Annotated in this window: 13 protein-coding genes; 5 read left to right on the forward strand and 8 right to left on the reverse strand. The window is 55.0% G+C overall.

All coding sequences use genetic code 11. The annotated features are described in order from the left end of the window. Positions 1-159 precede the first annotated feature (159 nt). Positions 160-315 carry a hypothetical protein gene (locus G506_RS20835; protein ID WP_156904782.1) on the forward strand — a complete coding sequence of 52 codons (156 nt, stop codon included), beginning with the start codon at positions 160-162 and terminating at the stop codon, positions 313-315. A gap of 153 nt (positions 316-468) precedes the next feature. Here G506_RS20835 and fis read toward each other — a convergent pair whose 3' ends face one another. The 3 genes from fis to prmA all read right to left on the reverse strand — a co-directional run bounded on the left by fis (position 469) and on the right by prmA (position 2,859). Beyond that, a complete protein-coding gene (fis, locus tag G506_RS0103885; protein WP_013343972.1) occupies positions 469-777 on the reverse strand; it encodes a DNA-binding transcriptional regulator Fis in 309 nt (102 codons plus the stop codon). A 19-nt stretch (positions 778-796) separates the two neighbouring features. Next, the gene (dusB, locus tag G506_RS0103890) at positions 797-1,762 is read right to left on the reverse strand and encodes a tRNA dihydrouridine synthase DusB (protein WP_028115729.1); all 966 of its coding nucleotides are present in this window, start codon (positions 1,760-1,762) and stop codon (positions 797-799) included. Between the two features lie 212 nt (positions 1,763-1,974). After that, positions 1,975-2,859, reverse strand: a complete 885-nt coding sequence (gene prmA / locus G506_RS0103895; protein ID WP_028115730.1) for a 50S ribosomal protein L11 methyltransferase — start codon at positions 2,857-2,859, stop codon at positions 1,975-1,977. 315 nt (positions 2,860-3,174) lie between these two features. Between prmA and G506_RS0103900 the strand changes: the two genes are divergently transcribed. The 4 genes from G506_RS0103900 to G506_RS0103915 all read left to right on the forward strand — a co-directional run bounded on the left by G506_RS0103900 (position 3,175) and on the right by G506_RS0103915 (position 7,032). Continuing rightward, a complete protein-coding gene (locus tag G506_RS0103900) occupies positions 3,175-3,732 on the forward strand; it encodes a succinate dehydrogenase/fumarate reductase transmembrane subunit (protein WP_169628068.1) in 558 nt (185 codons plus the stop codon). Further along, positions 3,729-5,684, forward strand: coding sequence for a fumarate reductase flavoprotein subunit (locus G506_RS18680; RefSeq protein WP_051201885.1), 1,956 nt, complete (start codon positions 3,729-3,731; stop codon positions 5,682-5,684). Before G506_RS0103900 ends, G506_RS18680 begins: the two co-directional genes overlap by 4 nt. After that, a complete protein-coding gene (locus G506_RS0103910) occupies positions 5,681-6,415 on the forward strand; it encodes a fumarate reductase iron-sulfur subunit (protein ID WP_028115732.1) in 735 nt (244 codons plus the stop codon). Before G506_RS18680 ends, G506_RS0103910 begins: the two co-directional genes overlap by 4 nt. A gap of 134 nt (positions 6,416-6,549) precedes the next feature. Further along, positions 6,550-7,032 (forward strand): DM13 domain-containing protein, encoded by a 483-nt coding sequence (locus G506_RS0103915; RefSeq protein ID WP_028115733.1) that lies wholly within the window; start codon positions 6,550-6,552, stop codon positions 7,030-7,032. A 203-nt stretch (positions 7,033-7,235) separates the two neighbouring features. Here the strand turns inward: G506_RS0103915 and G506_RS0103925 are convergent, their stop codons facing one another. Genes G506_RS0103925 through G506_RS0103945 form a run of 5 tightly spaced genes read right to left on the reverse strand, consistent with a single transcriptional unit; the run spans position 7,236 to position 10,593 of the window. Then, complete coding sequence (locus tag G506_RS0103925) at positions 7,236-7,511, reverse strand: HPr family phosphocarrier protein (RefSeq protein WP_028115734.1); 276 nt, start codon at positions 7,509-7,511, stop codon at positions 7,236-7,238. Further along, positions 7,508-8,368, reverse strand: a complete 861-nt coding sequence (gene rapZ / locus G506_RS0103930) for an RNase adapter RapZ (RefSeq protein WP_028115735.1) — start codon at positions 8,366-8,368, stop codon at positions 7,508-7,510. Before rapZ ends, G506_RS0103925 begins: the two co-directional genes overlap by 4 nt. Further along, positions 8,368-8,814 carry a PTS IIA-like nitrogen regulatory protein PtsN gene (gene ptsN, locus G506_RS0103935; RefSeq protein ID WP_028115736.1) on the reverse strand — a complete coding sequence of 149 codons (447 nt, stop codon included), beginning with the start codon at positions 8,812-8,814 and terminating at the stop codon, positions 8,368-8,370. Before ptsN ends, rapZ begins: the two co-directional genes overlap by 1 nt. 9 nt (positions 8,815-8,823) lie before the next feature. Beyond that, a complete protein-coding gene (gene hpf / locus G506_RS0103940; protein ID WP_028115737.1) occupies positions 8,824-9,111 on the reverse strand; it encodes a ribosome hibernation promoting factor in 288 nt (95 codons plus the stop codon). A gap of 21 nt (positions 9,112-9,132) precedes the next feature. Continuing rightward, positions 9,133-10,593, reverse strand: coding sequence for an RNA polymerase factor sigma-54 (locus G506_RS0103945; RefSeq protein WP_028115738.1), 1,461 nt, complete (start codon positions 10,591-10,593; stop codon positions 9,133-9,135). Between the last annotated feature and the right edge of the window lie 5 nt (positions 10,594-10,598).

Below are 10,598 nucleotides of genomic sequence, written 5' to 3' on the forward strand. Positions count from 1 at the left end.
ACAGTTTGCTTTGTTGTTGCTTTGTTAATGGTGATGTTGGCTGGATTTTAAGTTGTTAAATTTAGGTAAAACATGCCAATTTTACGCATGATTTGCTTGAGCTGCAGTGTGGCTTGAGTCACATTACGTCCCGCAGTGTGATTCACGGTGACAGCCATCATGACAAAGCGCGAACAACATCAATATTTACAGCAACGCCAAAGCTTAGAAGAGCGTTGCCATCGCTGTTCTGGCGATGCCCGTTGGAAGCTGGGAGACGGTATCGCTCTCGGTGTAATGTGCGCCGCACTGGCGTCGATCTACTTCATTATCTGACGCCCAAAAGATCCGAATTTTGCAAACGCCGCTTCAATTGAAGCGGCGTTTTTGATCGCGCTGAATTTGCCATTATTGGTATAACGAAACCAAAAAAAAGCCCCAGACCAATTGGCCTGGGGCTCATATATTGTTGAACTTAATCCTATCGGATTAGTTCATGCCATATTTCTTCAGCTTCTTGCGCAGAGTACCGCGGTTGATGCCCAGAATGTTAGCAGCGCGGGTTTGGTTGCCGCGGGTGTACTGCATCACGATGTCCAGCAGTGGCTGTTCAACTTCGCACAGTACCATTTCGTATACTTCAGAGGCTTCTTGGCCATCCAGTTGGGCAAAGTAGTTGCTCACAGCGCGCTTTACGGAGTCGCGCAGCAGCTGTGGCTTAACGGTGCCGTTTGGAGTCTCGATTTGGCCAACGGTCAGTTGGTGTGCTTCAGAAAAGGAGTTCTGCTGATCAAACATACTGTCTTTGCTCTGTCTTTTAACGATTACTATTTTCAAAAAAGCGGGCAAGTGCCTCGCGCTGCGCCGACGCCGAGTCCAACAAGTTGAACGCTTTGCGTAATTCCGGTTGTTGCTGGTTATCGAGATACCAGCCCACGTGTTTACGGGCGATGCGCATGCCGCGCTCGTCTCCATAAAACAAGTGCAATTGCTGCAGGTGTTCCTGCATCAGTTGCCAGCGCTCGTGCAACGTCGGCTCTGGCAGATGGGTTCCGGTTTTCAGGTAATGATCGATTTCGCGAAAAATCCACGGTCGACCTTGTGCTGGGCGCCCAATCATCAAGCCATCGGCTTGCGTGTGCTCCAGTACCTTGCGGGCTTTTTCGGGACTGTCGATGTCGCCATTGGCAATCAACGGAATCGAAATAGCCTGTTTTATTGCCGCAATGGTGTCGTACTCGGCTTCGCCTTTGTACATGCATTGTCGGGTTCGACCGTGCACGGCGAGAGCAGCGATGCCGCTTTGCTCGGCTATGCGGGCGATGTCGACGCCGTTGCGGTTTTCCGGATCCCAACCGGTGCGGATCTTAAGAGTCACAGGTACATCCACCGCGTTTACTACGGCGGTGCAGATCTGTGCCACCAAGTCCGGGTGGCGCAGCAGGGCAGACCCTGCCAGCTTCTTATTAACTTTTTTTGCCGGGCAACCCATATTGATGTCGATGATCTGGGCGCCGCGTTCCACATTGAAACGGGCGGCCTGAGCCATCAACTCTGGTTCACAACCGGCGATTTGTACTGAACGGATCCCACTTTCACCACTGTGATCCATCCGTGACATCGATTTCTCGGTATTCCAAACCTCAGGATTGGACGAGATCATCTCACTCACGGCCAGACCGGCCCCTAAACGACGGCACAATTGGCGAAAAGGCAGGTCGGTGACGCCGGCCATTGGCGCCACGAACAGCTGGTTATCCAGTTGATAGGGTCCAATTTTCATAGTCACTTTTTAACCCGCTCTGAAACGAGGGAGCGAATCTTACTCTTTTTTTGCAGGCTTGCAAAGGTCATAAAATATACGCGAGGCAAATTAATTTGCTTGACTTTCCAAGCGGGAATGGCGGTTTATAAAGTAAAGCCACGTTAGTGATGGCTAACTAACGTGGCTTTTTGTGAGTTGTTTAAAAGTTGACCGCTAGGCTGTGATCGCCATTAAGCGATCTTAGTGCCATCCAGACGACACCAATCGCCTTCGATTGCAGTTGGGTTTAGCTGGAACCACTGGCTGTAGATTTCGCGCAGTTCGTCGGCTTGCTCTTGCAGCAGGCCAGACAGCGCCAATTGGCCACCGGGCTTAACCAAAGCGCTGATCACCGGTGCCAATTCGCGCAGAGGTCCGGCCAAAATGTTGGCGACCACGGCATCGGCTTGCAGATCCGCCGGTTGGTCTTTGGGCAGGTAGACGGTCAGCTTGTCTTTGATGCCGTTGCGCTCGGCGTTGTCGGCAGAGGCGGTCAGCGCCTGCGGGTCGATATCAAGGCCAATCACCTGTTTGGCACCCAGCTTGATGGCAGCGATCGCCAAAATGCCGGAACCGCAGCCAAAATCCACCACGGTTTTGTCGGCCAGCTCTTGGCCGTCTAGCCAAGTCAGGCACAGGGCGGTGGTCGGATGGGTGCCGGTACCGAACGCCAGACCGGGATCGAGCATCACGTTAACCGCGTTTGGCTCTGGGGCTTCACGCCAGCTTGGGCAGATCCACAGGCGGTTACCGAACTTCATCGGGTGGAAGTTATCCATCCACTCGCGTTCCCAGTCTTTGTCTTCCAGTGCTTCTACTTTATATACCAACTGATTGGCCAGCTCTGGCAGCTGCTTTAGCTGTTCAATCACCGGTTCCATCTCGGTGATGGCGTCATACAGGCCCACCACGTCGGTGTCGCCCCACAGGCGGGTTTCGCCTGGTAGCGGTTCAAATACTGGGGTGTCATAGGCGTCAACAAAAGTAACGGACACGGCGCCGCTCTCAAACAGATGATCGCCAATGATCTCCGCGGTTTCTGCGGTGGCGTTTAAACGGATCTGCAGCCAAGCCATAAAGAGCCTCGTTGTGACAAATAGAATAACCAAAGCGGCGAATTGTAGCGCAAACCCGCGTGGCGTATATCGAAACTTGCCGCAGTCGCCAAAGGCTTGGTTGCAGAGGTTAGCGTTATTGGCGTTGCTTCAATTTTTTTCAGCGCCATGGCGGTTAAAATTTAGCATCTTTTCGGCCCTACAACCTGCGTGAGTCGCGGCATGTCGATGCACAATAAATTTCCTCGATTACTGGCAAAACTTGATATTTGGCAAGGAATTACCGGTGCTCTGTTAACGCTTTTTTTGGTCTTTCACCTGCACCTGACTGGTTCGATGCTATTGGGATTCGATGCCTTTGATGCGGTGATGGCGGCGTTGCATGGCTCGTGGTTAACCGAATCCGGTGATGGCTATGTGGCGATCGTCTACGTTGCCATTGCGTTGGTGGCGCTGTTGACCTTGGTGCACGTGTTGGCGGCGGCACGTAAATTTCCGTGGCGTTGGCAGCAGTGCGCGGCGTTGTATCGCCACAGTCGCATCATTCACCATCCAGGCACCCGCTTGTGGCTGGTGCAGTTGCTCAGTGGCATTGGCTTGCTGGTGCTGGTGGCGCAACACCTGATCGTGGTGACGCTGGATGCCGCTACGCTTAGTGGCCAACAGTCCGCCCACGCGATGGCGCATCTCGGTGGTTGGTGGTTTTATGCCCTGTTGCTGCCTTGTTCGATTGTGCACGCGATGGCTGGGATCACCCGCTTGTGGTTGAAGTGGTGCCCTATCTCTGAACCGCGGTTTTTGGGCCGGAGCTTAACTAAGTGGTTCGCCCTGTACTTGCTGCTTTTGGGTAGCGCTAGCGTGGGTTACAGCACCTATTTAGGAATCAATTTATGATCGCAGCGATAACCATTATTCACACTGACGCTTTGGTGTTGGGCGCCGGATTGGCTGGCCTTCGAGTGGCCATTGCCTGTAAACAGCGGGGGTTTGAGCCACTACTGCTGTCGCTGACGGCGGCACGCCGGTCGCAATCGGTAATGGCGCAAGGGGGGATGCAAGCGGCACTGGCGAACAGTGTTAACAGCGCTGGCGATAATGAATGGCAGCACTTTGTGGATACCGTGGTTGGCTCCGATTGGGGCTGCGATCAAATCGTTGCCCAGCGGTTTGCCCATGTGGCACCCAAAGCAGTGCGGCAAGCGGCGCAGTGGGGGGTGCCGTGGACCCGGATTAAGGCCGGGGTACGCCAACTACAGCAGGATGGTAAGACCGTTACTGTTAAGGAATCGCCGAAAGCACACGGTTTGATTCAGGCTCGTAATGTTGGTGGCACCAGCAAATGGCGGGTGTGCCATAGCGCTGACGGTAGCGGTCATTCGTTATTGTCGACCATCAGCGACCGAGCGATCGCTGAGCAGATCTCGATCGCCGAACGGGTTGAGGCGTTGGCGCTGATCCACGATGGCCAACGTTGTCACGGTGTGCTGGCGCGGGATCTGGTTAGCGGTGAACTCCGTGCTTATCTGGCGCGCACCACCACCATCGCCTGTGGCGGTTATGGTCAGTTGTGGGCCGATACCACCAATGGCTTGGCGACGCATGGGATGGGCGCAGCATTGGCGTTGGCTACCGGGGTGGTGCCTTTGGGGAACCCCGAAGCGGTGCAGTTTCATCCGACGGCGTTGGTGCCCAGTGGCATTTTGATTAGCGAGGTTTGTCGTGGTGACGGCGGCGTATTGCGCGATGCCGATGGTCAGCGCTTTATGGAACACTACGAGCCACAACATAAAGAGTTGGCCAGTCGTGATGTGGTGTCACGCCATATGGCGACTCATTTGGCTAAGGGCAAAGGGGTTGCCAGTGCCGATGGTGACCACCTGTGGCTGGATCTCACCAAACTTGGGCGGCCGTATCTCGACAAAAATCTGCCGGAAGTGGTGGATATTTGCCGTGATTTCGCCGGCATAGATCCCGCCAAAGAGTGGATCCCGGTGCGGCCTGCCCAGCACTACAGCATGGGCGGGGTGCGCACCGATGCCGACGGTCAGGCGCTGGGATTAACTGGGTTGTATGCGGTTGGTGAGGCTGCTTGCTGGGATCTGCACGGTTTTAACCGGCTGGGCGGTAACTCATTGGCAGAGACACTGGTGGCGGGGATGATTGTTGGTGAGCATGTCGCCGCTGGCTGTGAAAAGTTCAGCAGTGGCGATCCCCAGTTGGTCGCCGCCTTTGCTGCACCTTGGCAGCAGCAGATTGACCGTCTATTGCAAGCCGACGAGGGCGAGGATTGCTATCAACTGCTGGCACAGATGCAGCGGTTGATGACCGATAACGTCGGCATCTTCCGCGATGAACAGGGGTTAACCGAGGCGATTACGCAGCTGCAGCAACTGTTGCGCCGCAGTGGCCAGTTGGCGCTAAGAAATCGCAAACGCCACGGTAACTTGGAGCTTGAAGCGGCGCTCCGTTTGCCGTTGCAACTGCAACTGGCGCTGACAATTGCTACCGCCGCCCGTGCCCGCACAGAATCTCGTGGCGCTCACGCTCGTGATGATTTTCCAGCCCGTAACGATCGCGATTGGCTTAAGCGCACGTTGGCGTACTGGCAGCAGGGAGCGGTGCAACTTGATTACCAACCATTAGAACTGCAACAGATGGCGTTAGCGCCGGCAGCCCGTGGCTATGGCGCCACCGAGATTATCCCGCATCCGCAAGCTGAAGGCCGCGCCCAGCAATTGGTTGACTGCGGTGGCGCTGGCATCTGTCCCGAGGTGCTAGCAGGCTTACCGCGCTGCTATCAAGGCGACAACCAACGTTTATCGATGCCAGAGAAGAGCCTCCAATGAGCCGTACGTTAATTTTTGAAGTGTTTCGTTTAGATCCGCAAGCGGCCGATGCCACAGCCTGGATGCAGTCCTTTGAGCTGCCGGAATCCGCTGGGATGACAGTACTGTCGGCGCTACGACAATTGCAGCAACAACAGGATCCAAGCCTGCTGTTCGATGGCGTTTGCCGCTCTGGCAATTGCGGTGCCTGCGCCATGGTGATCAATGGCTTGCCGAGTCTGGCCTGTAAAACCTTAACCAGCAGCATTAGCTCTGGCCGGATCACGCTGATGCCGTTGCCAGGCTTTGAGCTGATTGGCGATCTGGCGGTGGATACCGGTAAATTTATGCGGGCGTTATCGATGCGGTTAGGCGCTTGGTTGCACCCGAAAGCGGATTCGCGCAGCTTCGATCAGATTGAAGCGGCGCAAGATCCCCACACAGCTGAGAGCATCTATCAAACCGACCGCTGTATCGAGTGTGGCTGTTGTGTGTCGGCCTGCGCGGCGGCGCAAATGCGCGCCAGTTTTATTGGCGCGGTGGGGATGAACAAGGTGGCACGATTTGCCCTTGATGATCGCGATGCCCGAGGCCCCGATGACTTCTATCAAGTGCTTGGCAGTGCCGATGGGGTGTTTGGTTGCATGACCTTGTTAGGCTGTGCGGATGCTTGCCCTAAAGGGTTAAATCACCAGATGCAGATCAGTTATTTGCGGCGGAAATTGGCGCTTAATCCCAATCGGATCTTGTGATCTGACAACCATAGCGTCACTAAGCCGGATCGAATGATCCGGCTTTTTTGATCGTTCTGACCCGCTTTGATCAAGGAATTTGCACTAGCCTTGCGGCACAGTGGCGCTGAGTTTATCAGCATAAGGAGTGTGCGATGAGAGCGTTAGGATTATGGCTAAGCCATATCGCTGTTGGGGTAGTGGGTCTGGTTGGCGGCATGTACTTACTGCCGATCTTGACCGCCCCAGAGGCGCCAAGTGGGACTGCAGTCCAGCAAGTGGTTAGCAACAGTGATTATCAAGCCAGTTTTGCCCGTGACCGGATCGACAGTGACTTTTTGCATTGGGGCGAGGGAACCTTAAGCATCAGTGGTGAGCAGATTGCCTTTCGTGGCCAACTGGCCGCCGGTCCGGATTATCACCTGTATCTGTCGCCGCGCTATGTGGAAACCGAGACGGAGTTTGCCGAGCTAAAAGCGCAGATGGTCGACGTAGGATTGGTGAAAAGCTTTGATGGCTTTGTGTTGCCACTGCCGCCAGGCATTGAGGTGGGTAATTACGCGGCAGCGATCGTCTGGTGTGAATCGTTCGGCGAGTTTATTACCTCGGGGCGACTTATTGCGGTCGATAACAACTAGCTGCACATGGCCGAGGGATCTGGCTGGTCATCAGCGGTTCATGTTCAGTGATCAGTGATGAGTTTTCAGTGAGTCGTCGTTCGAAAGTAGAGCTTGCGGCTGGCGGGATTTGACAACAAGCTGCCAACTGCCAACTGCCAACTGCCAACTGCCAACTGCCAACTGCCAACTGCCAACTGCCAACTGCCAACTGCCAACGGAAGTTATTCAGCCTCGTCAAAGCGGCAGGCAAACAACTCACAGACGGCGCTAAGAGCCGCATCGGCGTCGTCGCCATCGCAGCATACGGTGATGGTGCGGCCACGGCAGCCTTGCAGCATTAACAGGCCAAAGATGCTGTTGGCGTTGGCCTGCTGTTCATCTAAATGCAGGGTAATGGTGGCACGATAACCGGCAGCTAATTGCGCTAGACGGGTAGCCGCGCGGGCGTGCAATCCGAGCTTATTAACCACAGTAACTTGGCGGCACAGTGCGGTCATGAGGCGCTGCCAGACTGGTCTAGCTCGCGATGGCTACAAGAAACGATATTGTGGCGTTTGCTAAAACGTTGTTGCAGCTTCTCGGCAATGTAGACGCTGCGGTGTTTGCCGCCGGTACAGCCAATGGCAATGGTGAGGTAGGCGCGGTTGTTGCGCTGCAGCAGTGGTAGCCAATTGGCGAGGTAGGTTTCGGTGCTGTCGATAAATCGTTGCACGTCGTCGTGACGGCTAAAGAAATCGACCACTGGCATATCTAGGCCGGTGTAGGGACGCAGTTCCGGTTCCCAATGAGGGTTAGGTAAAAAGCGCACATCGAAGATAAAGTCGGCCTGTTTTGGCATTCCATACTTAAAGCCAAAAGACTCAAACACCACCGTCAGTTCAGTTGGCTCTGCATCCAACAAGCGTGAACGAATGGCGTCGGCCAACTCATACACCGACAGGTTATCGGTGGCGATGTGGTGGTCGGCTTGCTGTGCCAGTGGGCTTAAGCGCCGTTTCTCTTCAGCAATTGCGACCGCTAACGGCTTGCCATCGTGAGACAGTGGATGCAAGCGGCGGGTTTCGCTGTAACGTCTGAGCAGGGTGTCATCATCGGCGTCTAGGAACACAATTTGCGCGTCGATGGCCGCAGGCAGATGTTGCCGTAACTGGTTGAGGTCCAGTTGTTCGCTGGGCAGATTTCGAATATCGAGGCTGACCGCGATCTGGGTTTGGTGGCTTTCCAAGCTCTGCAGTAAATGGCCCAGCAGTGACAGTGGCAGATTGTCGACGCAGTAGTAGCCGCTGTCTTCGAGCACACGCAGCGCCACCGATTTGCCGGCACCGGAACGGCCGGAAAGGATCACCAGTTTGATCATTGACTGACTAACTCAAACAGCTGTTGATTATCTTCGGTACGGCGCAGCGCCCGAACCAGCTCTTTTTGACTGAGTTTTTCGGCTACCTTGGCCAGTACCGCCAGATACTGCTGATGTTCCTCCTCGGGGACGAACAGCGCAAACAGCAGATCCACCGGTTGTTCATCGATGGCGTCAAAGTCGATTGGGGTGTCGCATTTCAGCATCACCGCCATTGGTTTGGTCAGACGAGACAGGCGGCCATGGGGTAGGGCGATGCCCTTGCCAAAGCCGGTGCTGCCCATCTTTTCTCGCGCCATCAGGCTTTCAAAAAGCTCATGTTGAGGCAGCTCTGGACAGCATTCCGCCGCCAGTTCACTGATAAGCTCTAAGGCGCGTTTTTTGCTGAGCTCCGGGGTAACGCAGCGGGCGCACTCCGGAGCAAGTAGGTCGTTAATTTCCATTTAGCGTCGTTAGTGCCGGGTCAGCTTCTCTTTGTGTTTGATCACTTGCCGATCGAGCTTATCGATCAGGCCATCAATGGCGGCATACATGTTGTCGTGCTGATGCGCGGCAAACACTTCCCCGCCGTTGACGTGTAATTTGGCTTCGGCAATCTGTTGTACTTTTTGCACTTCGAGGATCACGTGGACATTGTTGATGTGTTCGAAGTGGCGCTCAAGTTTTTCGAATTTCTCGTGCACGTAACTGCGTAACGCGTCGGTAATGTCTACGTGGTGCCCGGTTAGGTTGATCTGCATAGCTGACCTCCGTGGGTGCGCTTACAACATCTTGCGCTGGTTTGAGGGTGGGATGGCCAAGGATTCGCGGTATTTGGCGACGGTGCGCCGTGCTACCTGAATGCCTTGATCCGCGAGGATCTGTGCCATCTTGCTGTCGCTTAATGGCTTTTTTTGATTCTCTGCCGCAACCAGTTTTTTGATCAGTGCGCGAATGGCGGTGGATGAGGCTTCACCGCCGCTGTCGGTACTGACATGGCTGGAGAAAAAGTACTTCAGTTCGAAAATACCCCGAGGGGTGTGCATGTATTTCTGGGTGGTTACCCGCGAAATGGTGGACTCATGCATCTCTACCGCTTCGGCGATGTCATTGAGCACCATCGGTTTCATCGCTTCGTCGCCGTATTCGAGAAAGCCTTGTTGAAACTGAACAATGCAGTTGGCGACTTTCATCAAGGTGTCATTGCGGCTCTCTAGGCTCTTAATAAACCACTTAGCCTCCTGCAGATGGCCGCGAATGAACTGGCCATCGCCAGCGTTGCGACTATTACGCGACAAGGCCGCATATTGCTGATTGATCTGCAGCTTCGGCATTGCGTTGGGGTTGAGTTCAACCACCCAGCGGCCGTGCTTCTTACTAACGGAAACGTCCGGTACCACGTATTCACTTGGCGGTGGGGCGATCTGGCCGCCAGGGCGCGGGTTTAAGGTTTGGATCAGGGTCATGGTCGCCTTCAACTCATCTTCACTGAGTTTAGTGCGCCGCAGCAGGGTGCGAAAGTCGCGATTGCCGAGCAGATCCATATGCTCATGGAGTAGCGCTATCGCTTGGTCGCGCCATGGGGTGTCGCTGTCCAGTTGCAACAGCTGAACTCGTAAGCAATCGGTGAGATCAATGCTGGCACAGCCAACCGGATCGAAGCGCTGCACGCGTTTGCGCACGGCTTCCACTTCATCCAGCTCAATGTCGTCAACACCAACGGCGCTGAGCACATCGTCAAGCGGGATGGTCAGATAGCCGTATTCATCGATGGCATCAATAAGCGAGGTGGCGATGGCGCGATCGGTATCGCTCATCGGGGTCAGCGCCATCTGCCACAGCAGATGGCTTTGCAGATCGTCGCTGGTTTCCCCTTGATAGAGGCTGTCGTCGTCATCGCGAGCAGGGCCGGCCGGAGTGGCTGGGGCAGCGCTGTAGACATCGTCCCAGGTGGAGTCGAGCGGCAGATCATCGCTCATCTCAGTTTTGCTGAGCGCCTCACTGGTTTCCAGTTCGCTGCTCTCGACAGTGGCACTGACGTTGTCATCATGGTGATCGTCGAGGTTGCCATCGTCATTGCCGTACTCGTCTTCGGATTGCTCCAGCAATGGGTTGGAGTCCAAGGCTTCTTGGATCTCTTGCTGCAGATCCAGCGTCGACAACTGCAGCAGGCGGATCGCCTGTTGCAGTTGCGGCGTCATGGTCAGCTGCTGGCCGAGTTTGAGTTGAAGCGAGGTCTTCATCTAAC

Origin of the sequence: Ferrimonas senticii DSM 18821, from assembly GCF_000422665.1 — a bacterium.
Taxonomy (GTDB): Bacteria; Pseudomonadota; Gammaproteobacteria; order Enterobacterales; family Shewanellaceae; genus Ferrimonas; species Ferrimonas senticii.

Excerpts from the sequence above, each read along its gene's own strand:
- G506_RS20835 (WP_156904782.1), top strand. The coding sequence starts at position 160 with ATGACAAAGCGCGAACAACATCAATATTTACAGCAACGCCAAAGCTTA.
- fis (WP_013343972.1), bottom strand. The coding sequence starts at position 777 with ATGTTTGATCAGCAGAACTCCTTTTCTGAAGCACACCAACTGACCGTT.
- dusB (WP_028115729.1), bottom strand. The coding sequence starts at position 1,762 with ATGAAAATTGGACCCTATCAACTGGATAACCAGCTGTTCGTGGCGCCA.
- prmA (WP_028115730.1), bottom strand. The coding sequence starts at position 2,859 with ATGGCTTGGCTGCAGATCCGTTTAAACGCCACCGCAGAAACCGCGGAG.
- G506_RS0103900 (WP_169628068.1), top strand. The coding sequence starts at position 3,175 with ATGCTATTGGGATTCGATGCCTTTGATGCGGTGATGGCGGCGTTGCAT.
- G506_RS18680 (WP_051201885.1), top strand. The coding sequence starts at position 3,729 with ATGATCGCAGCGATAACCATTATTCACACTGACGCTTTGGTGTTGGGC.
- G506_RS0103910 (WP_028115732.1), top strand. The coding sequence starts at position 5,681 with ATGAGCCGTACGTTAATTTTTGAAGTGTTTCGTTTAGATCCGCAAGCG.
- G506_RS0103915 (WP_028115733.1), top strand. The coding sequence starts at position 6,550 with ATGAGAGCGTTAGGATTATGGCTAAGCCATATCGCTGTTGGGGTAGTG.
- G506_RS0103925 (WP_028115734.1), bottom strand. The coding sequence starts at position 7,511 with ATGACCGCACTGTGCCGCCAAGTTACTGTGGTTAATAAGCTCGGATTG.
- ptsN (WP_028115736.1), bottom strand. The coding sequence starts at position 8,814 with ATGGAAATTAACGACCTACTTGCTCCGGAGTGCGCCCGCTGCGTTACC.
- hpf (WP_028115737.1), bottom strand. The coding sequence starts at position 9,111 with ATGCAGATCAACCTAACCGGGCACCACGTAGACATTACCGACGCGTTA.
- G506_RS0103945 (WP_028115738.1), bottom strand. The coding sequence starts at position 10,593 with ATGAAGACCTCGCTTCAACTCAAACTCGGCCAGCAGCTGACCATGACG.